Below are 24544 nucleotides of genomic sequence, written 5' to 3' on the forward strand. Positions count from 1 at the left end.
TCAGGGCTCTTCCCGTCGGCGGAAGAGACCGTACAGGCTGATGGCGGCCCATGCCGTTTCCATCACGATCGCCGACAGGTTGAAATCGACCGTCAGCGATACCAGGATGAGCAGGGCGCCAGCGAGGTTCAGCAGCGAATATAGTCGATTCGAGGCCTCCATGCGCTTGAATTGGATGGCGGCGTAGGCTATCAGGATGAGGGCAACGCCCAGGAGGCCGAGGACGTCAGCGAGCAGGTTCATGGGTTCAGGTTCAGGGATTCAAGACGGCCAGGATGGCTGCAAGCAGCGGCTCCGAGGCCGCCGATACGAGGGAGGGCGCGTGGATGAGGTCCGTTCGCTGCCCGAGAGCAGTCGACACGGCTCCCCCTGCTTCACGGATGCAGGGGATGATGGCCGCATTGTCCCACGGATGCATTTCGGGATCGATGGCGCCGTGCAGGAATCCACGGGCCACGAGGGCGTGCTGCGTACAATCCCCCACGAAGCGGAATCGGCCGGCGCGGCGGATGGCCGCCCCGAGGTCAATGGGATGCGACGCGCGGCGCGGGTCAATGAGCGTGTCGTACACCCCCGTCGCCGAGAGGTAGGCGTCCTCCACGGTGTTGACCGATGCGTCGCAGTGGACCTGCGTCGCATGCCCGTCATTTGTCCGGTACCAACAGCCCATGCCGGTCGCGGCGTAGACGGTCTCTCCGGTACCGGGAAAGTGGATGACGCCGACAATCGGTTCACCGTCTTCCTCCAGTGCAATCAACGTCCCGAAGGTCGGCAGGCCGAGCGTGAAGGCGGCCGTGCCGTCAATCGGGTCCAGTATCCAGCGGCGTCCGGGGCTGGGGCGCGGGTCTTCGGTTGAACCTGTTTGGCCCGCGTCTGTGGGAGTGTGCACGCTGGTTTGCCCAAATGATTCGCCGTACTCCTCGCCCAGAATGCCGTCGTCGGGGAATTCCAGGCCAATGATTTCCCGCATGAGCCGCTCGGCGGCCCGGTCCGCCTCGGTGACCACCGTTCCATCGGGTTTCAGCAGCACATCCACGTTGCGGAATCGGGACAGGATTTCCTTTTCGGCCCGCAGGGCGAGTTCAAGGGCAAATTCGAGCATTGGAGTGGGGGTGGGGAGTGTTCAGTCGAGGCGGGCCGCGCATTCATGCAACACGTCGACCATCGTATTGATATCAGCCTGGTGGGTGCGATGACAAACGGCGGCCATCCGGAGTGTGAACCGACCGTCCAGAACGGTGGAACTCAGGAAGATACGCCCGTCGGCATGCAGGTCCGCCACCAGCCGCCTGTTCCGGTCGTCGGATCCGGGCAGCCGGAAGGTAACCACCGACAGGTCGGGTTCCGGGCCGACCTCGAACACGCCGCGTTCCAACAGGGCCTTCCGGAAGTAGCGCGCCAGCAACAGTTTCTCCTCGAGGGCGGCCCGGAACGGGGCCACACCGAGGACCTGGAGGGGCAGCCACATGCGCAGCCCGCGGAAGTGCTTGGTCAGCTCCGGAGAGAGTTCGGCCGGCGATGCGGTACCGAACGGGTCGAGATCGAAAGCGTCAGGATTTTCTCCGGTCCGGGTGTCCTGCATGTAGTCGGCACCGGCCGCGTGGGATGCATGGAGTTTCCGGCCATCCCGGACCAGCAGCGCGCCAATGCCATAGGGCAGGAACAGGGTCTTGTGGGGATCCATGACCACGGAATCGGCCATTTCTATTCCACGAAGGCGTTCCTGTCCGTATTCGGTGAGCAGGAAGAATCCGCCGTAGGCCGCATCCACGTGGAACCAGAGCGATTCTGCCCCGGCAATGTCGCCGATCGCATGGAGCGGATCGATCGAACCCGTGTTCGTGGTCCCGGCCGATGCAATGACCATCCAGGGCACAAGTCCCTGGTCAGAGTCCGACCGGATGGCCGCCTGGAGCGCCTCCGGGCGCATGCGGTGCCCGTCGTCCACGGCAACGCGGCGGACCGTCACGCGGTTCAGCCCGGCAATGTGCAGGGCCTTGTCCACGCAATGATGGGTGTGTTCGGTAGCGTAGAGGACGACGCGGGGCACCGCCCGGCCTTCAATGCGCATGGCGTCCCGCGCCGTCACCACGGCCGTCAGATTGGCCCCACTGCCCCCGGCGGCAAGGTAGCCTGCGGCCTCCGCCGGGAATCCCACCAGATCAGCCATCCACCGAACCAACAGGTTCTCCATCCGGACGGCGCCCGGGCTGGCGAAGAACACACCCGCATATTTGTTGGTGATGGCGGCCAGGAAGTCTCCAAGGGCCGCGTGGAAGAGCCCGCCGCCGGGAATGTAGCCCCCGAACCGGCCTGACGTGGTCGACAGCCCCTCGGTATCCACGAAATCATGCAGCAGTCCGAGTGCCCGATCCAGGCCAATGCCGTCTTCCGACAGTGGCGTGTCCAGCAGGCCGCGTGCGACGTCTTCGCTTCTTCGGTAGGCGGGGGCGGTCCGGGCATCGTCCAGGAATCGCACGGCGTGGGCCACTACCTGATCGGCATCCGAGTGGCGGTTTTCGGGTCCGGGATCGAGCCGGCGGGCGGCCCGTTCAAGCGCGCGGATCGTTTCAAGGTCGAGGTTTGTGTCCCCGGCCTGGTTTTTCGAATCATTCATGCCACCAAAATAACGGCACCCGAGTGAACCTGAACCCCGTCATCCTGGCAATTCCGGTCTATTTCACGCTGATGGGTCTGGAATTGGTCTTCGAGTCCATTTCCAGACGGAAGACGTATCGTCTCAGCGATGCGGTGACCAACATCAACCTGGGCGCGCTCGACCAGTTGACCGGTACGTTCACCTATGTCATCAAGGTCGGGATCTACACCATTGTGTACGAGCAATTCCGGTTTCTTGAGATTCCGCCCACGTGGGTGTCATTCGTCGTCCTGTTCGTCCTGTGGGACCTCTGCTACTACTGGAGCCACCGGATGGCCCACGAGGTGAGCCTGTTCTGGGGAGGGCATGTGGTGCATCATCAATCGGAGGACTTCAATCTGTCCGTGGCGCTGCGTCAAAGCTCCACGGCATTCATATGGAGCATGCCGTTCTATTTGCCGCTGGCGCTCATGGGATTCTCGCCGACCCAGTTCCTGCTGGTGGGCGGCTTCAATCTGCTGTACCAGTTCTGGATCCACACGGAGCACATTGACCGCCTGGGGCCGCTGGAGTGGGTCATGAATACGCCTTCGCATCATCGGGTGCATCACGGCAGGAATCCTGAGTACATTGACAAGAATTACGCCGGGGTATTCATTGTCTGGGATCGGATGTTCGGCACCTTCCAGCAGGAACAGCAGCGACCGACGTACGGGATAACGAAGCCGCTGGCGTCCTGGAACCCGTTGTACGCCAATGTGGCCCACTACATCGACCTGTTCCGGACCGTCCGGCAGACGCGCTCCTTCGGGGATGCCGTGCGTACGTTGTTCCACCGTCCGGGATGGCGTCCGGACTACCTGGGGGGATACGAAGCGCCGTCTGACGTGCCGCCGGACTACCGGAAATATGCGTCAAGCGTGGCCGACCTGCGCGCGAACGTCTACCTGTTGACGCAATTCGCGGTACTCATGATTCCCGTCGCGTTCTACCTGTTCCGGTTCACGGAAATGGATGCGCTCCTGAAGGGTACGTACGCCGTCTGGATTGCCGCTTCCACACTCGTCATCGGGCTGCTGTTCGATGCGCGCCAATGGGCGGTCCGGGCGGCCGAGATCGTTCGTCTCCTGTGCCTTCCTGTCGGGATGTGGTGGCTGCAGAAGCAGGGTCTGGTACCCGGCCACTGGGCGTGGACAGCCGTGGCTGCGACGTTCAGCGTGGTAAGCCTGATCTGGTTCGTTCGCCTGGTCCACTCCGGACGCGTTGCCCCGACGTCCGTCAGTACCGGGCCGGAACAGAGGCGGCGTCCAGCGCCTGGCGCATGAAGACGCGGATGTCCTCGTTGGAGGTTACCAGGTCCTCGGCGCGCAGGTACATCATGTGGCCGCTGCGATACCCGATGAATTGCATGCGGTCCTGGAAGCGGCCGCGCTCGTCCAGATTCCACATGGTGTACTTGGCATTGAAGTAGTCCGTGCCGCCGTCATAGTAGCCCGATTGCACCAGGACGTGCAGCCAGGGATTCTGGGCCATGGCCTGGCGCAGGTTCTCCCCGGTACGGTCACTGCTCCGGTTCCATGGCGAGACGGGGCCGAACAGGTTGTATCGCAGGTCGGTCTTGAACCCGATTTCCGTATGGATGTAGTGGTTGATGGCCGGTGCGAACGCGTGATTCCACGCGGTCAGGGCGGGATCGAAATCGTACCGTTCGCCTGCATCCACGGCGTCCTTTCCACGGTATCGGGAGTCCAGACGGCCAACCGTCAGGCCTTCGTCACGCATGAGCTCCTTCCAGAAGAACGAGGTGGATACGCGCAGGTTGTGCTCCAGGAGGACGTCGGCCGAAAGCCCGGACCAGCGCGCCATTTCGGCCGCCAGCTCCCGGCGCTCCGATTCCGGCAGTGAACCTCCGCGTGCCAGGGCGGGAAGGACGGTGTCCAGGGTATAGGCTTCCACGACGGGGAGCAGTTCGTCCAGGTCCTGCTGCTGCAGGTCCGGGGGCAACTGCCCGTGGTACCAGGCGGTCGCCGTGAAATAGGGGAGATACAGTGCATCGCTGACCGGGCCGCTCCGCTCCACCCCCAGCCCCGTCGGAGACACGAGGATGACGCCGTTCAGGTACATCCAGTGGCTGTTCTGCAACCGGTTCGCGAGGCCCGACACGCGGGTCGTGCCATACGATTCGCCGATCAGGAACTTGGGGGAGGGCCAGCGCTCTTTCCGGTTGACGAAGGTGTTTATCCATTCGGCGAGGTACTCGATATCCTCGTTCACACCGAAAAACTGCTTGTCGTCCACGCCCGGCAGCGCCCGGCTGAGCCCCGTATTCACCGGGTTCACGAACACGATATCCGCCGCATCAAGGATGGAGGACGGATTGTTCCGGACGCCGTAGGGACGGACGGGGAAGCCCTCGTCATCGATGACCAGCTGTTGGGGGCCGGTGTACCCGATGTGCATCCACAACGAAGCGGAGCCCGGCCCCCCATTGAACGAAATCACCAACGGGCGGACAGCCGTGTCCTCGATCCCGTTGCGGGTGTAATACGTGTACTGGAGCGCGGCGATCGGCTGTCCTTCATCTCCGTACACCGGCTGGAACCCGAATTCACGGGTGTAGGCAAACGTCTGCCCGTTGATGGTGGCCCGGTGCTGGGACACGATGGCCGTATCCACCGGTACATGCGTGGACTGGGCGTGCGTGGCCACGGGAAGGGCGATGACGGCGAGCAGAAGAACGATGAAAAGTCGCATGGAAAGACGTGGGTGCGGTGGCAAATTCAATTCAAATACGGCGCAATTACGAAGGTCCGATTGCAGCGCCCCGGGAAGGAGACTGCACGAAAAGTAGGGTATTTCGGGGTATACTTGCATCATGGGCGGGGTGATGACGTATATTGCTTCTTGATTCCATATCTCCGCCCCGCACTCTGCGGCTCGCTGCGCTCTGAAGTTGGTTTGTCTGACCCAGGTACGTTCCGAATCCAGTCCATGTAAGGTGTAGATCCGGAATCGGTAACCCTGTTAGATAAAACTGAGCCTTTCAGGCTCGAATGACCGATATGAAAAAGCTTTTTGTGGGCAACCTGCCCTGGGGTGTTGATGACCAACAGCTCGAAGAAATGTTCGCTTCCTATGGACCTGTGGCCTCGGCCAAAGTCATCCTGGACCGCGACACGGGCCGTTCCCGTGGATTTGGATTCGTTGAAATGGCCGACGGCGCTGCTGCCGACGATGCCACCAACGGACTCAATGGACACGAGATTGATGGTCGCCCACTGCGCGTCAACGAAGCCAATGACCGTCCCCCGCGTCGTGAGAACGACCGTCGTGGCGGTGGTGGTGGCGGCGGTGGAAACCGCTGGTAGTCTGACGTCGCACTCCGACTGACGGAAAAGGGGCGGGCCGAAAGGCTCGCCCCTTTTCTTATGCCCTGACGGCACGTCCATGCTGAATTTGCATGCTGGTTGTACCTTCCCATTTCCCGTTCACCATGCCGCGCCAACCATGAAGCACGTTCCCGCATTCATCCTGATCCTGATCGGCCTCACGTTGACCGTTCCTGTCACCGCTCAGTCACTGACGGCCGAGGATTATGCCCGCGCCGAAGGATTCCTTTCGCGCTATATGAGTCCGTTGGTCCACCGGGCCGATGTCTCCCCCGAATGGATGGAAGATGGTCGCTTCTGGTACAGCGTCTCGGTCCCCGGCGGGAACGAATTCGTCGTGGTGGATCCATCCGCACCGTCCCGGGGCCCGGCCTTCGACCACCGCCGAATGGTGTCATCAGTGAATGCAATATCGGGCGGCGGCCAGATGGAGGCCCTTCCATCCGGATCGCTTGACTTTGCGACCGGGCAAGCCACGTTCCAGGCGGGACGTCAGACGGTCATCTGCTCGATGTCGTCTTACACGTGTACGCGTTCCGAGGATGGCGACGGATCCGGGGCCAACGGCGGCGGCCGGTTCTTCCGCAGTCCGGACGTGGCGTCGCCCGATGGTACCATGGAAGCCTTCATCCGGGACAACAATCTGTGGGTGCGTGTGACATCGTCCGGCGAGGAATTCCCGCTCACCACGGACGGCGCCGAAGATTACGGCTATGGTACCAACAATGCGGGCTGGACCAAGAGCGACCGACCGGTCCTGGAATGGTCTCCGGACTCGAAGAAAATCGCCGCGTTCCGGCACGACGGCCGCCAGGTCAGCATGATGTACATGGTGAATACGCAGGTGGGTGCTCCGGAACTGGAGGCCTGGCGTTATCCGTTCCCTGGGGACGACCATATTTTCATGATTGAGCGCGTGGTCCTGCACGTGGAGGACCGGAAGGTGGTCACATTGGATATGCCACCGGATGCGCACCGATCCACGATCACGGACCACGTAGCCTACGGTGGCGGATGGGCCGACATACAGTGGTCCGACGATTCCGAGCGGCTGTTCTTCGTATCGAGCTCGCGCGATCACAAGCGTGCAGCCCTCCGTGAGGCCGACATCCACACGGGTGCCGTGCGTGACATCCTGGATGAAACGGTCGACACGTTCTTCGAGTCAGGCTACCGGAACATCAACTGGTCGGTGCATCCGGATCGCAACCAGGTCATCTGGTATTCCCGGCGTTCGGATTGGGGACACCTGTACCTGTACGACCTGCAGACCGGATCGCTCATCAAGCCGCTCACGGAGGGGGACTGGAACGTCCTGGCCGTGGACACGGTCGAGGACAACCACATCGTGTTCACGGGCGCGGGACGCGATGGGTCCGATCCGTATTACCAGTACCTGTACCGCGTGGACATGCGGACGGGGGATCTCGTCCTGTTGACCCCGTCCGTCGGCAACCACAGCATCCAATGGTCTCCCGGAAGGGACTACTTCGTGGATACGTGGTCCACGCCTGTTGAGCCCCCCGTGTCCATCCTCCGCTCGGCGGATGGCCGGGCCGTGATCGAATTGGAATCGGCCGACATTTCGGCGCTCCTGGCGGCCGGTTGGCAGCCCCCCACCCGTATCCAGGCCAAGGCCCGCGACGGCGAAACGGATATCTACGGGCTCATGTATACGCCGACGCACCTGGACCCCGCGAAGAAATACCCCGTTCTGAACTACGTCTACCCGGGGCCGCAGAGCGGCAGCGTCGGTTCGCGATCATTCTCGGCCGCTCGCGGCGACAAGCAGGCCATTGCGGAACTGGGCTTCATAGTGATTGAAGTCGATGCCATGGGCACGCCCATGCGGTCGCAGTCCTTCCATGAGGCCTACTACGGCGACATGGGCGACAACGGTATTCCGGATCAGATCGCGGCCATCCGGCAGATGGCGGCTGCGCATCCGTACATCGATCTGGACCGCGTCGGGATCTGGGGCCACTCCGGCGGTGGATTCGCCTCGACGGCGGCCATCCTGGACTATCCCGATTTCTACAAGGTGGCCGTCTCCCAGGCAGGTAACCACGACAATGCCACGTACGAGGACGACTGGGGGGAAAAGTGGCATGGCCTGCTCGAAACGTACGAAGATGGCTCGACGAACTACGACTCGCAGGCCAACCACATGAAGGCGCACAAGCTCAAGGGCAAGCTGTTGTTGGCGCACGGCACGCTGGACGGCAATGTGCCGCCGAACAATACGCTCCTGGTGGTGAATGCGCTGATTGATGCGAACAAGGATTTCGACCTCATCATGTTTCCGAACCGCCGACACGGATTCGGCAACGAGCCCTACATGATGCGTCGCCGTTGGGACTACTTCGTCGAGCACCTCATGGGCGCCGAGCCTCCAAAGGAGTTTTCCTTCGGTCAGCGGGACTAGCGCCGGTTGGAGAGCATCCAGTCGTACAGGTCCTGGCCCGCGTATACGCGTTTCCATGCGTCGTGGCCCATGTCCTCGTGGATGGTCAGCCGGATGTCCGGATGGCCGGCGTCCTCCAGCGCCGCGGCCATCGTGTACAGCCAGTGGGGCTTGATGGCGGTGTCTGCACCCCCGCCGAACATCCAGATGGGGGTGCCGGCCTGGGCCAGTCGCGGGGCATCGGCCGGATTCCCGGTGCCTACGATGGGTGCGATGGCCGCCCACCGGTCGGGAAAGCGGGCCGCGTAGTGCAACGCACTGAATCCCCCGTAACTCAGGCCCGTGACGTAGACCCGGTCGGGGTCTCCGTTCCAGCGTGCCAGCACGGAATCCACCATGGCCATGACATCCTCGGCCACCAATTCCCAGCCCTGAGGCAGGAGGCCGTTCTCGGGGTAGTCGCCATAGCGCTCATGGGAGCCGGACGGGAACGATGCCGCATTGTCGCGGACCAGGGGCGTAGCCGCCTTGAACTCGGGATTGGCCTGTCGTCCATGGGGTGGTCGCGGTGCGGGCGGTCCGTCCGGGCGTGAGAGGTCCGGCGCCGTCCTGTCCGGATTGTACGCGGGTTGGTCGAACTGCGGCAGTTGCGGGGCGATCATGATGAACGGCAAATCCCGCTTGCGTTTCCACGCCTCCATGAGGGGTCCGTGGACAATGGCATGTCCCAGGTCTTCGCGACCGTTCCCCCGCTCCCCGTTGCCGTGGAGGAAAAGGATGACAGGCCATTGCTGCGTACCGTCCGTGTGTCCCGATGGCAGGTACAGCAGGAATTCGCGGGTATCGCCACCGGTGGCCGTGCTCGTGTACGGCACGCGCACGAGGGCGGGTTCGGGCGGAGCGGCTTGTTCAGGCATGGGTGGGGCCGAGGACGACGGCGTGCAGGAGGCCAGGAACAGGGCCAACACGCCGACGGTGTATCGTAGCCCGGCCATCAACCCGTCGCCGTTACCGGACGTTCCTGGAGGGCACCGCGACGCGCATCCCGCCAGTCACGTACGCGGTCGAGCATGCCGTGTGTGGAGACGTACACCGAGGGAATAAGGACGAGCGTTACGAGCGTCGATGCCGTCAAGCCGCCAATCACAACGCGGGCCAGCGAGGCCTGGATTTCCGCACCAGCCCCGAAGCCCAGGGCGAGCGGAAGCAGTCCCAGGATGGTGGTCAGCGTGGTCATCAGGATGGGGCGCAACCGCAAACGGCCAGCCTCCACCACGGCGTCCATCACATCCATGCCTTGCTCGCGGCGCAGCAGGTTGATATAGTCCACGAGCACAATGGCATTGTTCACCACGATGCCGACCAACATGACGACCCCCATGATGCTCTGCATGTTCAGGCTCGTACCGGTCAGGAGCAGCGTCGGGACCACGCCCACGATGGCCACCGGAACGGAGAACATCACGATGAGCGGATCCAGGAACCGTTCGAACTGGCCGGCCATGACCATGTAGATGAGTACGAGCGCCAGTATGATGGTCAGCAGGAAGTCGCGTTGGGCCCGTTGCTGTTCTTCATATTCCCCCCCGATGGACGCGGAATACCCGCGCGGGAAGGTCATCTGTGCAAGATTGGATTGGACAAGCTCCACGACGTCTCCCAGGGGCACACCGTCTTCCAGGTTGGCATTCACGTAGGTGACGCGCTGGCCGGATACCCGCTGGATGGTGGTGGGGGCTCGGGATCGGTCATTCCGGATGAGCGTGGAGACGGGAATGGTCTCCCCGTTGCCGGCGCGGACCGAGATGTTGTCCAGGTCCTGCAGGCTGAGCCGGTCTTCGGGCCGCAGGCGCACCATGATGGGAAATTCCTCGCCGTCCACCCGGAACTGTCCGGCCCGACTGCCGCCCAGACTGGTCTGAACGGCCCGTCCGACCTGCTGGATGGTCAGGCCGAGGTTGGCAATCTTCTCCCGATCGAAGACCAGGTTCTCTTCAGGACGGCCTTCACGGCGGCTCAGACGAGCGTCGGCCACGCCCGGAATGGCTTCCAACCGGTCGCGGATTTCGCGAGCCAGGGCATCGGCAACCTTGAGATCATAGCCCCGGATTTCAACTTCCACCGCCTCGGTCCCTCCGCCTGAGCTGAACAGACGCCGCAAGATCCAGAGTCCGCCCTGGGCATTCACCCGAAGTGAGACGCCGGGCAGGGTGCCCTCCAGTTGCCCCCGGAGTTGGTCGGCCAGTGCGGAAGGATCGATGGTCCGTTCGCCGGCCGGCTTCAGGTTGACTTCGATGGAAGCGTTGCCCCAGCGCACCTCCGTCGCTACATCTTCGATCTGATCCATGGGGAGCAGGGGCAGGACGCGGGTCTTCAACTCGTCCAGGTACGTCTTGACGACCGCGATATTGGTGCCCTCGGCCATGTCCATGCTGATCTCGATCTCGTCCGCCTCGGTGGGTGGTGCGAGTTCAACCGGGATGAGGGGGAGTGCCAGGACGGAGCCCACGACCAGGACGACGGCGGTCCCGAAGACGATCCAACGGCGGTTGACGGCGGTCTTGAGGGACGACGAGTAACTGGATTCCAACCGGGTAAAGAATCGCTGGAACGCCGATTTCTTCTGGTGCTTCTCGTCCCCGGCCGTGAGAAAACGGGACGCCAGGACCGGTACCAGCGTGATGGCCACCAGGAGCGATGCGGCCAACGCAAACACCACGACGATGGCGAGTGCCTGGAACATGTCACCCGTCGTGGAGCGCATGAACACCAGCGGGACGAAGATGACACAGGTGGTCAGCGTGGAGGCGATGATGGCGCCCACGACCTCCCTGGAACCGGTACGCGCGGCTTCCATGAGCGAGGCCTTCTTTTCTTCCCGGTGTCGGACAATGTTTTCCAGGACCACGATGGCATTGTCCACCATTAATCCAATGCCGAGCGCCAGTCCACCGAAGGTCATCTGATTGAGGGTCATGCCGCCGAAGAACATCAAGCCGAAGGTCGCGATCACCGATATCGGTATGGCCAGCGCAATGATGAACGTGGAGGAGCCGTTCCGCAGAAAGATGTACAGCACGAAAATGGCCAGCAGGCCGCCCCATAGCGCGGATGACTGCACGTTCGAGATGCTCTGCCGGATGAACGTGCTCTGGTCGCTGATGACGTGGAACGTCATTTCGGTCTGCTCGGCGTGAATGCGCTCCACTTCCCGCATGACGTTGTCCGCGACCTCGACCGTGTTGGCACCGCTCTGCTTCTGGATATCGAGACGCAGGACGGGGATGCCGTTCAGTTCCGACATCCGGTCGATGTCGGAAAAGCCGTCCACGACAGTGGCCACATCCTGGACCCGAACCGGCTTGTCACCGACGTACCGAATGACGGTATTCGCAATCTGCTCGACCGATTCGAATTCGCCGGAAGAACGGACGTACAGGTCTTTCACTCCTTCCTTCACGTTGCCCCCGGGCAGCTTCACGTTTTCGGCCGAGAGGGCCGACTGGACATCCTGCGGGGTGAGGCCGGCGGCCTGGAGCTTGTCCCGCTCCAGTTCAATCCGGATTTCCCGTTCGATGCCACCGCGGAGTTCGATAGTGCCGACGCCCGGAATCTGTTCGAATCGCTGGGCGAACTCCCGTTCAATCTTGCGGGTGGCTTCGTCGAGAGGGAATGTGGACTCCACGGCCAGCGTGACCACGGAGATGTTGTTGGGATCGAATTTCCAGATGCCGGGCGCCTGCACTTCGGGGGGCAAGCCGCTCCGGATCCGGTCGAGGGCAGAGCGGACGTCGTTGGCCGCCTCGTCGGTGTTGGTCCCCTGGACAAACTCCAGGGTCACGCGCGAATTGCCTTCCGACGAACGGGACGTGACCCGCTCCACGTTGGGGATGCCGGCTACGGCGTTCTCAATGGGGTCCGTGACGATTTGTTCGATCTCTTCGGGTCCGACATTCGGGTAGTTCGCGAAGATGGTCAGCCGAGACAACTCAATGGGAGGCAACAGGTCGACCGGCAGATACCTGAATCCTGCCATCCCGATGGTGATGATGATCAGGTAGAACATGGCCGTCGCTACCGGACGGCGGACAGAGAGGTCGGTCAATGAGGACATGGGCGCTCCCGGTTACGCTGGTGGTATTACTCTGCTGTGGCGGCCGCTGCTGCGGAAGACGGTGCTGAAGCTGCATCCGTCGTGGATCCCGAGGATCGGACGCTGTCGGCCAATCGCTGCTGCTTTTCCATGAACTGCAGGAGAAGGTCCTGGTCCTGGAGTGCCTGCAGGCTGGCCACGCGCTGCCACGGCACGGGCCGTGCGCGTGCCGACACATCCCCGGTGCGGCTGGCCAACATGTCCTGACCGACCGTGACGACCCAGTCGCCCATGACTATGCCCGTGACACCGGCAACGCCGCGCCCGCGCGCCATGACATTCACCGGCCGGAACTGCACCGGCGTCGCCTCCGTGAGGGGTGGTGGATTTGACGGATCGAATTCATCCGGCTCTTCAATGGGCGTTTCCTGGGCAAGGGAGGGCGCTACAAAGACGCCCATGAGCCCGGACGTCGGGTGCTCGAAGAGGGCGCTTTCCGGGACGAGGGTCGCCTGTTGCGATTCGCCATACAGGACGTCCACGGCAACGAACATGCCCGGTCGCAGGACACGTCCGGGATTCGGTACGTCGATTTCAGCCGATGCGCTGAAACTACCCGCCTCCAGGAACGGCGAAATCCGGGACATGCGCGCGGTGATGAGCGTATCCGGGCGGCCATCAATGGAAATCAGGGCCGTCTGCCCGCGTTCAATGCGTGACATCATTCCGTCGGTAATGGAGACCTCCACCCGGACTTCGTCGAAATCACCGATCATGAAGAGCGGTGTGTTGGTGTCCACGCGTTGCCCGGCATCCACATTCCGCTGACCGACCATGCCGGAAAAGGGTGCCCGGACGATCGTTCTGCGGAGTGCCTCCTGGCGTTCCCGCACCGTGGATTCCGCCTGTGCAATGCGGGCGAGTGCTTGCAGGTGCGCCGCGCGGGCCGACGCGACGTCGGTCATGGCCGCGTCGAATTGTTGCTGGCTCTGCAATTCTTTCTTGAACAGTTCCTCGGCGCGTGCAAACCGGGCTTCGGCCTCGTTGAGGGCCGCCTGTGTGCGCTCGGCGTCGGCTTCATTCAACTGGAGCTGAGCTTCGGCCTGCCGAAGCTGATCCTGGAACTGCTGGTCGCGCAAGTAGACCAACGCATCGCCGGCCTGGACGGTGTCGCCGTTCCGGACGGCCACTCGTTCCACCGGCGCCGAAATTTCGGGGTAGATCATGACCTGGTTGACCGCGCGAACAATACCGGACAGGCGCTGCTCCAGCGGGAGGGAGCCTACGCGCGCCTGGATGACTTCCACGGCCGGAGTGGTCGGTGCACCGAACCGACCCATGGGTCCGCCCCCCGAAGGGCTTTCAGAGCCGCAGCCGGAAAAAAGCAGGAAAACAGCGGCCGCGGTAAAAACAAAACGTGGGGACATGTCGAATTTGGCAGGTAGAAACGTTCAGATCAGAACTTTGAATGATTCTGTAAGTGTTAGACGCCCGGACGGTTCTGTCCATTCCATCGAAATGACGACGTTTATCGTAAAGAATCGGGGAAGTTGACGCCTCAGAGGGTACATCCCGATCGTTGAACGGTTTGCAAACGGATGATCATATCCGAAACTCACATTCCACCAGTCATGCAGCGCATCATGAAACCTTTCATCGCAGCTTGTCTCCTGGCCGTATCATTCGTGGTGCCGGTCCAGGCCCAACCGGCTTCCGCCGTCCGGACGGCATCGTTCGTCGACGCCTCCGGCGATACGCCGGTCTTCTATTCATTGGAATCCAATACGCCGGTTTCGGCGACTCAAGCTGAGTTCGGCGGATGGGACATCTCCATGAAAGGCACGGAGTTGCGTGTGAACGGGGGTGTTGTCATGGTCGATTCGGCATTTGCTGAAGTCACCGAAGCCCCCGCTGACGGTTACGTCTCCGATACGCCTGAACAGACGGCCATTCCCGGCGGCAGCGGGAAGGGGTGGTTCAATTACGATCCGACCACACACATCATTACGCCGGTCGAGAACCGGACGTTCGTGCTGAAACTGAAGAACGGTCGCTATGCCAAACTGCGTGTGACGGACTACTACCGCCAGGAGTTCACGGCCGCGGGACCGCAGCCGGTCCCGCGCCACTGGTCGTTCCGGTTCGAACTGGCCCCGGAAGGTTCGCGGCAGTTCGAGGCAGCGAAGGACTGACGGGCATGGCTGGTTCGTCCGGAACCAGCCTGCTCACGCGTCAAGCATAAAAAAAGGGGGCGTCCTCACGGACGCCCCCTTTTTTACATCAGCCTGTTGAGGCTTATTCGACGATCATGACACCGCGCATGGTGCCATAGTGACCGGGGAACGTGCAAAGGAACTCATAACGTCCCGGCTCGCTCGGAGCCATGAACGTGATGGTGTCTTCCTCGCCCGGGCCCAGGAGGGCCGTGTGTGCCAGGGTCTGGCTCATGTCCATTGGAAGGTACTCGTTGTCGGCATTGGCCATGGCACCGGTGGCGTATTCGACCAGGTCGACACCCGCGTTCAGGAATACCAGGTTATGGCCGAACGTTTCTTTCGGCAGCGAGCCGACGTTCTGCAGCGTGACCGTGACTTCTTCGCCCGCCGCAACCGTGAACTCGGTTACACTGAACTGCAGCTGGTCGTTGGCTTCAATGACAATGGCGTCAGACGCCGCTTCTTCCATGGCCGGAGCCTGCTCTTCAGCCGTTTCGGCGGATTCGCCACCGCAACCGATGAGGGCGACAGACAGGAACAGCGCAAAAAAGAGCGTTGTCGGGGTAGAAAACAATTTCATGATAGTGGGTTTTGGTAGGATGGGACAACACCGGTCCTACCGGAAATCCGAGGGACAGATCCTCCCTGATTGCCTGTTCGGGCGAATTCGGGAATGGTTCACACTCACGTGTCGACAGGCCCTACATCGGCGGATAGGTATAGGAAGCCCCGAACCCGAGCGGGATACCCAGTGTCCAGTACAACAGCAGGAAGGCCGTCCAAAGCACCAGGAAAACGATGGTATAGGGCAGCATCATGGACGTGAGGGTGCCGATACCCGTCCGTTTCACATACCGCTGGCAATACACCACGACCAACGGGAAGTACGGCAAGAGCGGCGTGATGATGTTCGTGGACGAATCTCCAATCCGGTAGGCGGCCTGCGTAAGGTCCGGAGAGATGCCCACCTGCATGAGCATGGGAACGAAAATGGGGGCGAGGAGCGCCCACTTGGCCGATGCCGAACCCACGAACAGGTTTACAAAGCCGGCCAGGAAGATGATGCCGATCATGGTGACGGATCCGGGGAGGGCGAGGGCTTGCAACAGGGAAGCGCCCTTGAGTGCGAGCAGCGCCCCGATGTTCGATGCGCCGAACGCATACACGAACAATGAACAGAAGAAGGCCATGACAATGTAGTAGGACATGCCGTGCATGGCCTTGGTCATGGCATCCACCATGTCCTTTGCCTTGGTGAAAACGCCGGCGACGTATCCGTAAACGACACCCGGAAGCAGGAACAGCAGGAAGATGAGGGGCACGATGGACTGCATGATGGGCGCGGAGAACGAATTCAGCGAGCCCGTCGCATCCCGCATGGGAGAACTCTCGGGAATGAGCACAAGGACCAACAGGGCCACGCCGGCCAGCAGCGTGGCGGTGCCGGCGAAGAAGGCCCTGCGCTCGCGCGGACCAATGGTGTCCATGTCACCCGAGCCCTCGGCATCGGTGTCGACCGGGGTATTCCGGTTCAGCCGCGGCTCAATGATCCGATCGGTCACGAACCAGCCCATGAGCACCACGGGAATACTGGAGATGGCCGTAAAGAAGTAGTTGTTCAGCGGATTGACCAACATGTCGGGGTCAATGAGCTGCGCTGCCGGTTGGGTAAAGCCCTGCAACAGGGGATCGAGTGCGCCGGGAATGGGATTGGCACTGAATCCACCCGATACGCCCGCGAAGGCGGCTGCAATGCCCGCGAGCGGATGGCGACCGGCTGCATGGAAGATGATGCCACCAAGCGGAATGACCAGCACATAGCCGGCATCGATGGCGCTGTGGCTGATGAGTCCGACCAGGATGACGGCCGGAGTCAGCAAGGCGTCGGGGGTGACCCGAAGCATCAACTTGATGCTGGTATTGAAATACCCGGCCTCGTCTGCCACGCCGACGCCGAGCATGGCCACCAGCACGACGCCCAGTGGAGCGAAACTGGTGAAAATGGTCACCATCTGGGACAGGAACGTAGCCAAGGCCGAACCCGTGAGCAGGTTGATGACACTCAGAGGCTCACCGGAACGGGGGTCGATTTCACTGAAGGATATGGGCGCGAGCAAGGCCGAAAGGACCCAGACCACGAACAGGGAAATCAGGAACAGCATGGCCGGATCGGGCAACTTGTTGCCGATCGTTTCGATGTGACCGAGACTTCGGTTCACCCACCCGTTCTGTTTGGCGGACGCGTTGTTGGACATGGCAGCAGGGGATTGTGACGATCGCCAAACCTACGGAATCGGTTCGATGGATGCGAACCGGAATTTCACAATGGAGTATGTTCCATCCGGCAACCCATCAACCTGACCGAAGATCATGATATCCACATTTCGGGCGTTCACCGCCCTTTTTCTTTTCCTGGCCGTTCCGGCCGCCCCGACGGCCATGGCCCAGACCTTTCCGGGCTCGTCCGCGGAGTACATGACCGGCCTTGGTTTTGGCGGTGCGTTGGCCGCCGGAGAGCATGAGATTTTCGCCGGTTCGGCGCCCGTGGGCTGGCCCCGTGGTGACGAGCCCGCCGGCGAGGTGTACCAGTTTGTGCTTTCTGAAGGCGCATGGACCGAGGCAGCGCGCATGACGGCCCCCGAGGCATCCATCGGCGATGATTTCGGCCGCACCATCGCGCTCCAGGGAGATCGCCTGGTGGTCGGTGCACCGGGTCTGGCGACCGCGTATGTCTACGCCCGTGCTTCTGACGGCTCCTGGACCGTGGAGGGACGCTTGACGCCCTCGATCCTGGAAGGCGATGCGGAATTCGGTGGTGCCTACGCCCGTGGTGGTGCCCGGCGTCAGAATATTGCCATCGGCGACGGGTTCATTGCCGTTACGGCCTATGATGCGACGGTCAATTCCGGAGCGGTCCACGTGTTTGTTCACCAGGGAGATGGTTGGCATGAGACGGCCCGTCTGGATGTGGACGGGGGTGAGGCCGACCGGTTCGCATTTGCCATTGCCGCACATGGTGCCCACCTCGTGATCGGTGCGCCCGGTGAGGACGAGCGTAAAGGCGCCGTGCACGCGTTCCGCATTGACGTGGCCTCGGGAGCCGCCGAGCCCCTGGCGCGCATGGTGCTGGAGGGCGTTGACGGTCCTGCAGGATTGGGCAGCAGTCTGGGCATGCATCTGGACCATGTCGTGGTGGGCGCCCCCATGCTGGACCGCACGGGAGCCCTGGTCGTATTCGACGGTTACAATGGCTGGGTGGAAATGGCCCGTGCCGCGGCGCCCGACATGGAGGGCGTCCGCATGTTCGGATTCGGATCGGGTCTTGCCGTCTCGCGGACCGATGTGGCGGTGAGCACGTCCACAGGTGCCGTCCTGGTGTCTCCGTTCGCGGCCGAACCCCGGTTCTCGCTGATCACGGCACCCGACGAGCGCCGTACGCCGAGCTTCGGTACCGGCTTGGCCATCCACGGCGATGTGCTGGCCATAGGTTCACCGGGTGCGGATTTCGAGGCCGGTGTGGCCTCGGCCTATGAGCGGAGCGCGGCCTCCGGGCGCTGGATGGACGCCGGCATCCTGACCAGCGACGTGTCGTATCTGGATGCGATCACCGGAGGCGAGGTGAAGTGTGAGGATGGCAAGGCCGGTACTTTCGGATGCGAGGGGGTGGACCTGGTCGCCTTCCTGCCCATTTCGGACGTGTCATCCAACCGGGGCGTCGGCATGACCGACATCTGGGGATGGACCGATCAGGAGACCGGTAAGGAGTGGGTGCTCGCCGGTCGTACGGAGGGCATTTCCTTCATCGACATCAGCAATCCGTCGAATCCGGTCTACGTGGGCGAATTGCCCAAGACAGCCACGTCTCCCGGAAGCGGCTGGCGCGACGTGAAAGTGTACAGGGACCATGCATATGTGGTCGCCGATGGCGCGCGTCACCACGGTGTCCAGATTTTTGACCTGCGGCAACTCCGTGATGTGGATCCGGCCGACATGCCGGTTACGTTCATGCAGACGAACTGGTACGGTGGCGTGGCCAGCACGCACAACTTCGTGATCAACGAGGAGTCCGGTTTCGGATTCGCCGTCGGGAACGGTTCGGGCGGTGAAACCTGTAACGGGCAGCTGCACATGCTGGACCTTCGCGATCCAGCCAACCCCGTGTTCGCCGGGTGCTATTCACACCCGGAGGCGGGCGGCACGCACGATTCGCAGTGTGTGAACTATCACGGACCCGATGCGGAGTATCAGGGCCGTGAAATCTGCCTCAACTCCAATGGATCATCGTTCATCGTGGCGGACGTGACCGACAAGGCGAATCCGGTCACCGTAGCGCGGGCCACGTATCCCCTGACGGCCTACACGCACCAGGGGTGGCTTACGGAAGACCACCGGTATTTCTACATGAATGATGAGCTCGACGAGTTGAACAACCTCGTTTCCGGCACGCGTACGCTCATCTGGGACATGCAGGACCTGGACGATCCGCTGCTGGTGGGTGAATACACCGCCGACAACAATGCGAGTGATCACAATCTGTATGTCCGCGGGAATCTGATGTATCAGGCCAATTACCAGGCCGGCCTGCGGATCCTGGACATATCAGACCCGCTGAACCCGATTACGGTCGGACACTTCGACACCGTCCCTTTCGGCGAGAACGAGGCTGGCTTCGGCGGCGCGTGGAGTGTGTTTCCGTATTTCGAGAGTGGCGTGTTGCCCGTCACGAGCCGCGGCGAGGGCCTGTTCCTGCTGCGCAAACAGGAGCAGGATCTGTAGGAGCCAGGGCGTAGTGTGAACACGCCCTGATTGAACCCGGCAACCTGACGCTCTGGCCCGGCACGGCCCGTAGGCGATCTCCCCGCATGGCATGGGCCAATTCCCCCCCTGTTGCGGGTCGGGCAGCATGTGTATGCTTCCGTTCGGTAAACCAAACGGAAAAACACATGCTGCCCGACCCGCTTCACCCCGCAGTGGTCCACATGCCGATCGCGATGGCTGTCCTGGCTCCCGTGTTGGTCCTTGTGGCGTTGGTCCTGATCCGGAAAACCGGATCCATCGTGGCCCCATGGCTGCCCGTGGTGGTCGTCGCCCTCATGATGGGTGGCTCGGCGTATATGGCTCTTGAAACCGGCGAAGACGAGGAAGACCGTGTCGAGCAGGTGGTCTCCCGGGACGCCATCCACGAACATGAGGAGCGCGCCGAACTCTTCCTGTGGTCTGCGGTCGTCCTGGCCGTGGTCGCACTCGGCGGACTGCTGAAGGGGAAATGGGGATCCATGTTTCGATGGACCGCCCTGGCCGTATGTCTCGTCGCCCTCGTCCTGGCCGTCCGGGTCGGCGGCTCGGGTGGCGAACTCGTCTATGATCACGGAGCGGCGTCGGCCTACGTCGAGTAGCCCCTTGTCCTGCCTGGAAGATTGTTTACCGGATTCGACATGTCGGGTCCGGAGGGAGGGGGATACCGTTCACGGACCGGATCCGGTCCAGACGGATGGTTTCAGTCCCGGTTGCGGTCTGAAGGACCATCCAATCGGCCCCGTCGCGGGCAAACACGTCTGTGATCAGCCCGCTGACGGCGACCTTTTCAAGAACTACGTCCACAGGAACCCGTCGGACGGCATAGTCCTCCAACCGATCATGGAAACCACAATCGATGGGTGTGTAGGGGACGGTTGCGTTCGGGTCACTTCTGTTCAGGGATTTCACGAAGTTGCCTCTTTCAGGAGCGCATCCAGGTCGAGCGGGCGGGTGTACATGCGCAGCGTGCCGTCAGCCTCCCGGGGCCATTCGGATTCCGGTCGATCGCGGTACAGTTCCACCCCGTTCTCGTCCGGATCGCGCAGGTAGATGGCCTCGCTGACTCCGTGATCCGCGGCGCCATCAATGATGATCCCGGCCTCGAGGACACGGTGCACGGCGGCGGCCAGGGCGGCCCGGTCCGGGTACAGGATGGCGGTATGGAAGAGTCCGGTCGATCCACGCGGAGGAGGATGCCCCCCGAGGCTTTCCCAGGTATTGAGTCCGATGTGGTGGTGATACCCGCCAGCGCCCAGGAAGGCAGCCTGGTTGCCCATCCGCTGGGAAACCTCGAAGCCAAGCACACCGACGTAGAACGCCAGGGCGCGGTCAAGATCGGCAACCTTCAGGTGCACATGACCAATCCGGGTGTCAGGATGGATGGGCCGGTTTTTCATGGGGCAGTAAATTCAGGCAGCAGGGATTTCGCGCGGTCGACGGCCTGTTCGAACGCACTGTGTACGTTTTCCGGTCCAATCCGGTCCATGAATCCGGAGCGTTCCAGCAGGACGAGCGGTTGGGCATGGATGCCCGACAGGACCACCGACGTTCCATGCTTTGCGGAATCGGACAGGAACTCTTCCAGTACGCGAAGGCCCGTTGCGTCGAGCGCCAATACGTGGCGCATCCGGATGATGAGTACGGCGGGTCGACGCTGTATGGCGGACAGGGCCGTGGCAAACTTGTGCGCCGCACCGAAGAAGAACGGGCCGTTGACCTCATACACCTCGACGCCGGAAGGCAGGGACCGGAGCAATTCGGCCTCGGCCGGGGGCAGGTCTGTCTCATCATCCCCCAGGGAACGGATCTGGGCGACTTCCGACATGCGTTTCATGAAGAGGAAGGCCGCCAGCACCACGCCCACCTGGATGGCGACGGTAAGGTCGACGAAAACGGTCAGCCCGAACGTCACCAGAAGGACGAGCGCGTCCCCGCGTGTGCTGCCCAGGATCCGCTTGAAGAGGTGGGTTTCCGCCATATTCCATGCCACAACGAGCAGGATACCTGCGAGGACGGGCATGGGTATGAGGCTGGCCAGATCGCCCGCTGCCACCAGGAAGACGAGCAGCACGAGCGCATGCACGAGGCCCGCGACCGGACTGGCGGCTCCGCTCTTCACGTTGGTCGCCGTCCGCGCGATGGCACCGGTTGCCGGAAGGCCTCCAAAAAAGGGCGTCACGATGTTGGCAATGCCCTGGCCGACCAACTCGGCGTTCGATCGATGCCGGCGTCCGGTCATTCCGTCGGCAACGACGGCCGACAACAGGCTCTCAATCCCGGCCAACAATGCGATGGATACACTGGCCGAGACCAGCCCAGGCATGACGGCCCAGTCCACTTGCGGAAGATGCAGTGATGGGAGCGCGGAGGGCACACCGCCGAGTTGGGAGCCGATGGTCGCCACGGGCAAATGGAAAAGATGCGTTGCAGCCGTGGCCCCTACCAGGGCTATCAGCGACGCCGGAATCCGGCGCACGATCTTCGGCCACATCAGCAGCGTGAGGACGGTCACCGCAGTCAATACTACACTCCAGGGGTTGAATGCCGTGGCAACCTCGGCGTAAGCAACGAACTTTGCGATGAAAGCGGCCGGGATATCACCCATGGGCAGACCGAATGCATCCTTGATCTGACTGGATGCAATGACGACCGCAATGCCTGACGTGAAGCCCACCGTGACCGGATAGGGCACGTATCGGATGAGCGTCCCCATGCGGGACAGCCCCAGGGCAACGAGCAGGATCCCTGCCATGATGGTGGCGACCGCCAACCCGTCGTACCCGAATTCCTGCACGACGGCGTAGACGAGGACAATGAAGGCCCCGGTCGGGCCACCGATCTGGAACCGGCTTCCGCTGAACAAGGAAATCAGGAAACCGGCAATGATGGCCGTGTAGAGTCCCTGTTCGGGCTTCACACCCGAGGCAATTCCGAAGGCGATGGCGAGGGGAAGGGCCACGACGCCCACCACGATTCCTGCCACGAGGTCCCGGGAAAACATGTCCCGGGTGTACCCTTCATGGAGGACCGTAAAGAATTTCGGCGTGAGTGAGGACACGGTCAGAATCGGCCCATCATGCCATCAATCAGGGTTTGTACCAGTTGTTCATCGTCGGGCAGCAGCTCCGCCTCCGGCAAACGGCGTATGAGTTCCGCCCAGCGTTCATCCTGGAGATACGCCCGTCGCAGATACGGAATGGCCTCGTCCAGTCGGTCCACGCTGGCGAGAGTTGCGCCGACCCAGAAGGGGGCCTCGCCGTTCGTGGCTGCGTCCGGCAGATACGACATGGCCAGGTTGTACTGTTCCAGCGCTGCTTCCATCTCGCCCACGGTCAGGAAATCATCCCCGGCCCGCATGGCATTGTAGGCGCGTTGCAGGGTGACGAGCCGCCGGAGTTCTGCGACCGGCTCCGGGTGATCCTCGACCCGCAGATCGAACACCCGGTCTACCCACGGGCGACCCGTGTTTTCGGCAGAAACGATGACCATGGCCGCGGATTGCTTTCCGCGGATGTCACCGCCCTCGGCCTCGGCAGCCTCCAGGGCCGCCAGCAATCGTTCGGCCAGGTCACCCTCGGTTGCTTCGTATGCGTGGGCCATGGCGGGCCAGACCGTGTCATTTTCCATCATGTTGGCCTGGACCGTGTACTGATCACCCACGTGGTGACCTGCCGCGCGGATGGCCAGCCGGCCGGTATGGGCTGCTGACCGGCCCAGCGCGTCGACCATGCCGACCTGACGGACCGCCTCGCCGGTATCGGTCGAGACCAGGGCCGCGAGGGCTTCCGGAGCAGAGCGTCCGGTACGCATGAGTTCCAGCCCGAGCGGCCCGTACCGGGGGTCCACGAACGACTGGGTGGCCACGGCGCCTACTCCGGCTTCGGCGAAGGGAACAATGGGACCGACAGAGAACCAATGTGATTGGACCGCCACGCCCATCTGGCCGGTCTCCGGGTCGCGGGCTACGATGGAGTACGTGGCGACAGGGCGGTAGGGGGAATACCCGGACGTTGGCGTGGCCATATTGTCCGGTTCCACGAGTGCCGGATCGGCGAGAGACGCACTCATGGTTGGCTGCCCTTCAACCCTCCGCATGTAGGCCTGGATGGCCGCGGCGAAGGCTTCCGGTTGGTCCACCATCGAGACGTGCCCGGCATCAGGCAGGATTTCAACCGTGGCGTCCGGAATGAGCGCCGCGAATTCATGCATGGTTTCGGGGCGTGCCTCGTCCCATTCGCCCGCCAGCAACAGGACCGGAAGGTCTATTTCGTGCAGTCGATCGGTCCGGTCGTACTCCAGGAGTGTGCCGGTGGCCGTGAACTCACTCGGGCCCCACATGGCCTGGTACATATCGGAATTTCCGTCCACACCGTTGCACTCCGGGACCTCCCGCCGGGGCTGCTGATGGTACAGGAAGCGGGCGTAGAACGAATCGGTGGCGGCCACGTAGGCTGGATCGTCGAACGTCCCGGCCGCCTCATGCGTCCGGATGACCGTCTGGAGATTTTCCGGCAACAGACCGACGAGGTAGTTCGCATCCTCCAGCCAACGGGGGGTACTCAGCAGCGGACCGGCAAGGATGAGGGATTCCACCCCCGTGGGCTCGGCGGTGAGGGCGTACTCCGCGGCCACCGTGCCGCCCCAGGAGGAGCCCAGGATGTGCAACGTATCCAGGGCGAGGGCGTCCCGCAGCATATCGACTTCCGAAACGAACCACGGCAGGTTCCACCAATCCCGTCCCGCCGGCCGGTCCGAACGCCCGGTCCCCAGCTGGTCGTAACGGATGATGGGCCGATCGGTGATTTCTTCATCGATCAGACCGAAATAGCAGCTCGTCGAGCCCGGCCCGCCATGGATGAGCAGCAACGGTACACCTGGAGCCGCGGGGTGGTACATCTCATAAAAGATGCGTCCCTTCCCCGTTTCGACGAAGCCGGTTACGGATCGGGGCGTCTCCTGATCGGCCGGTTGACAGCCCGTCTGGACGACAAGCAGGAGGCACGTGGCAAGCAGGGCAAATCGTTTCATGGTCGTGAAGGAAGGTGA

The 24544-nt window shown here is 62.4% G+C and carries 19 protein-coding genes; 6 read left to right on the forward strand and 13 right to left on the reverse strand.

Annotated features, from left to right (window positions below; all coding sequences use genetic code 11):
- From RIE53_08650 to RIE53_08660, 3 genes are read right to left on the reverse strand one after another with little or no spacing between them, the layout of a single operon-like run.
- The gene (locus RIE53_08650) at positions 1–243 is read right to left on the reverse strand and encodes a hypothetical protein (GenBank protein MEQ9104753.1); all 243 of its coding nucleotides are present in this window, start codon (positions 241–243) and stop codon (positions 1–3) included.
- A gap of 10 nt (positions 244–253) precedes the next feature.
- The gene (locus RIE53_08655; GenBank protein ID MEQ9104754.1) at positions 254–1102 is read right to left on the reverse strand and encodes an inositol monophosphatase family protein; all 849 of its coding nucleotides are present in this window, start codon (positions 1100–1102) and stop codon (positions 254–256) included.
- A 21-nt stretch (positions 1103–1123) separates the two neighbouring features.
- Complete coding sequence (locus tag RIE53_08660) at positions 1124–2617, reverse strand: aminotransferase class V-fold PLP-dependent enzyme (GenBank protein ID MEQ9104755.1); 1494 nt, start codon at positions 2615–2617, stop codon at positions 1124–1126.
- A 23-nt stretch (positions 2618–2640) separates the two neighbouring features.
- Here RIE53_08660 and RIE53_08665 point away from each other — a divergent pair, with 23 nt between their 5' ends.
- On the forward strand, positions 2641–3924 hold the full coding sequence (locus RIE53_08665; protein ID MEQ9104756.1) for a sterol desaturase family protein: 1284 nt from the start codon (positions 2641–2643) through the stop codon (positions 3922–3924).
- Here the strand turns inward: RIE53_08665 and RIE53_08670 are convergent.
- Positions 3878–5353, reverse strand: coding sequence for a carboxypeptidase (locus tag RIE53_08670; GenBank protein MEQ9104757.1), 1476 nt, complete (start codon positions 5351–5353; stop codon positions 3878–3880). The two genes, RIE53_08665 and RIE53_08670, sit on opposite strands and share 47 nt — an antisense overlap.
- 308 nt (positions 5354–5661) lie before the next feature.
- On the opposite strand from RIE53_08670, the gene RIE53_08675 reads away from it, so the two are divergent.
- On the forward strand, positions 5662–5967 hold the full coding sequence (locus RIE53_08675; protein MEQ9104758.1) for an RNA-binding protein: 306 nt from the start codon (positions 5662–5664) through the stop codon (positions 5965–5967).
- 139 nt (positions 5968–6106) lie between these two features.
- On the forward strand, positions 6107–8413 hold the full coding sequence (locus RIE53_08680; GenBank protein MEQ9104759.1) for a DPP IV N-terminal domain-containing protein: 2307 nt from the start codon (positions 6107–6109) through the stop codon (positions 8411–8413).
- Here the strand turns inward: RIE53_08680 and RIE53_08685 are convergent.
- From RIE53_08685 to RIE53_08695, 3 genes are all read right to left on the reverse strand, one after another.
- Positions 8410–9309 carry a prolyl oligopeptidase family serine peptidase gene (locus RIE53_08685; GenBank protein ID MEQ9104760.1) on the reverse strand — a complete coding sequence of 300 codons (900 nt, stop codon included), beginning with the start codon at positions 9307–9309 and terminating at the stop codon, positions 8410–8412. The two genes, RIE53_08680 and RIE53_08685, sit on opposite strands and share 4 nt — an antisense overlap.
- A 77-nt stretch (positions 9310–9386) precedes the next feature.
- Positions 9387–12506: an efflux RND transporter permease subunit gene (locus RIE53_08690; GenBank protein MEQ9104761.1), complete on the reverse strand. Its 3120-nt coding sequence runs from the start codon at positions 12504–12506 to the stop codon at positions 9387–9389.
- A gap of 26 nt (positions 12507–12532) precedes the next feature.
- Positions 12533–13912 (reverse strand): efflux RND transporter periplasmic adaptor subunit, encoded by a 1380-nt coding sequence (locus tag RIE53_08695; protein ID MEQ9104762.1) that lies wholly within the window; start codon positions 13910–13912, stop codon positions 12533–12535.
- Between the two features lie 216 nt (positions 13913–14128).
- Here RIE53_08695 and RIE53_08700 point away from each other — a divergent pair, with 216 nt between their 5' ends.
- Positions 14129–14677: an HmuY family protein gene (locus RIE53_08700; GenBank protein ID MEQ9104763.1), complete on the forward strand. Its 549-nt coding sequence runs from the start codon at positions 14129–14131 to the stop codon at positions 14675–14677.
- 103 nt (positions 14678–14780) lie between these two features.
- On the opposite strand, the gene RIE53_08705 is transcribed toward RIE53_08700, so the two are convergent.
- Complete coding sequence (locus RIE53_08705) at positions 14781–15281, reverse strand: plastocyanin/azurin family copper-binding protein (protein MEQ9104764.1); 501 nt, start codon at positions 15279–15281, stop codon at positions 14781–14783.
- Positions 15282–15402: 121 nt separating this feature from the next.
- Positions 15403–16956, reverse strand: coding sequence for an AbgT family transporter (locus RIE53_08710; protein MEQ9104765.1), 1554 nt, complete (start codon positions 16954–16956; stop codon positions 15403–15405).
- Positions 16957–17071: 115 nt separating this feature from the next.
- Here RIE53_08710 and RIE53_08715 point away from each other — a divergent pair, with 115 nt between their 5' ends.
- Both RIE53_08715 and RIE53_08720 read left to right on the forward strand, forming a co-directional pair.
- A complete protein-coding gene (locus tag RIE53_08715; GenBank protein MEQ9104766.1) occupies positions 17072–19477 on the forward strand; it encodes a choice-of-anchor B family protein in 2406 nt (801 codons plus the stop codon).
- 167 nt (positions 19478–19644) lie between these two features.
- Entirely contained in the window at positions 19645–20097 is a 453-nt protein-coding gene (locus RIE53_08720; GenBank protein MEQ9104767.1) for a DUF2231 domain-containing protein, read from the forward strand.
- Between the two features lie 25 nt (positions 20098–20122).
- On the opposite strand, the gene RIE53_08725 is transcribed toward RIE53_08720, so the two are convergent.
- From RIE53_08725 to RIE53_08740, 4 genes are read right to left on the reverse strand one after another with little or no spacing between them, the layout of a single operon-like run.
- Entirely contained in the window at positions 20123–20407 is a 285-nt protein-coding gene (locus tag RIE53_08725) for a hypothetical protein (protein MEQ9104768.1), read from the reverse strand.
- A complete protein-coding gene (locus RIE53_08730) occupies positions 20404–20895 on the reverse strand; it encodes a VOC family protein (GenBank protein MEQ9104769.1) in 492 nt (163 codons plus the stop codon). The genes RIE53_08725 and RIE53_08730 overlap by 4 nt, the downstream gene beginning before the upstream one ends.
- Positions 20892–22556 (reverse strand): SulP family inorganic anion transporter, encoded by a 1665-nt coding sequence (locus RIE53_08735; protein ID MEQ9104770.1) that lies wholly within the window; start codon positions 22554–22556, stop codon positions 20892–20894. The genes RIE53_08730 and RIE53_08735 overlap by 4 nt, the downstream gene beginning before the upstream one ends.
- A 2-nt stretch (positions 22557–22558) precedes the next feature.
- Entirely contained in the window at positions 22559–24526 is a 1968-nt protein-coding gene (locus RIE53_08740) for a proline iminopeptidase-family hydrolase (GenBank protein ID MEQ9104771.1), read from the reverse strand.
- Positions 24527–24544 lie beyond the last annotated feature (18 nt).

The organism is Rhodothermales bacterium (assembly GCA_040221055.1).
GTDB lineage: Bacteria > Bacteroidota > Rhodothermia > Rhodothermales > UBA10348 > 1-14-0-65-60-17.

Bases quoted from the DNA above. Each gene is read 5' to 3' on its own strand.
- RIE53_08650 (MEQ9104753.1), bottom strand. From the start codon at position 243: ATGAACCTGCTCGCTGACGTCCTCGGCCTCCTGGGCGTTGCCCTCATC.
- RIE53_08655 (MEQ9104754.1), bottom strand. From the start codon at position 1,102: ATGCTCGAATTTGCCCTTGAACTCGCCCTGCGGGCCGAAAAGGAAATC.
- RIE53_08660 (MEQ9104755.1), bottom strand. From the start codon at position 2,617: ATGAATGATTCGAAAAACCAGGCCGGGGACACAAACCTCGACCTTGAA.
- RIE53_08670 (MEQ9104757.1), bottom strand. From the start codon at position 5,353: ATGCGACTTTTCATCGTTCTTCTGCTCGCCGTCATCGCCCTTCCCGTG.
- RIE53_08675 (MEQ9104758.1), top strand. From the start codon at position 5,662: ATGAAAAAGCTTTTTGTGGGCAACCTGCCCTGGGGTGTTGATGACCAA.
- RIE53_08680 (MEQ9104759.1), top strand. From the start codon at position 6,107: ATGAAGCACGTTCCCGCATTCATCCTGATCCTGATCGGCCTCACGTTG.
- RIE53_08685 (MEQ9104760.1), bottom strand. From the start codon at position 9,309: ATGCCTGAACAAGCCGCTCCGCCCGAACCCGCCCTCGTGCGCGTGCCG.
- RIE53_08690 (MEQ9104761.1), bottom strand. From the start codon at position 12,506: ATGTCCTCATTGACCGACCTCTCTGTCCGCCGTCCGGTAGCGACGGCC.
- RIE53_08695 (MEQ9104762.1), bottom strand. From the start codon at position 13,912: ATGTCCCCACGTTTTGTTTTTACCGCGGCCGCTGTTTTCCTGCTTTTT.
- RIE53_08700 (MEQ9104763.1), top strand. From the start codon at position 14,129: ATGAAACCTTTCATCGCAGCTTGTCTCCTGGCCGTATCATTCGTGGTG.
- RIE53_08705 (MEQ9104764.1), bottom strand. From the start codon at position 15,281: ATGAAATTGTTTTCTACCCCGACAACGCTCTTTTTTGCGCTGTTCCTG.
- RIE53_08710 (MEQ9104765.1), bottom strand. From the start codon at position 16,956: ATGTCCAACAACGCGTCCGCCAAACAGAACGGGTGGGTGAACCGAAGT.
- RIE53_08715 (MEQ9104766.1), top strand. From the start codon at position 17,072: ATGATATCCACATTTCGGGCGTTCACCGCCCTTTTTCTTTTCCTGGCC.
- RIE53_08720 (MEQ9104767.1), top strand. From the start codon at position 19,645: ATGCTGCCCGACCCGCTTCACCCCGCAGTGGTCCACATGCCGATCGCG.
- RIE53_08730 (MEQ9104769.1), bottom strand. From the start codon at position 20,895: ATGAAAAACCGGCCCATCCATCCTGACACCCGGATTGGTCATGTGCAC.
- RIE53_08740 (MEQ9104771.1), bottom strand. From the start codon at position 24,526: ATGAAACGATTTGCCCTGCTTGCCACGTGCCTCCTGCTTGTCGTCCAG.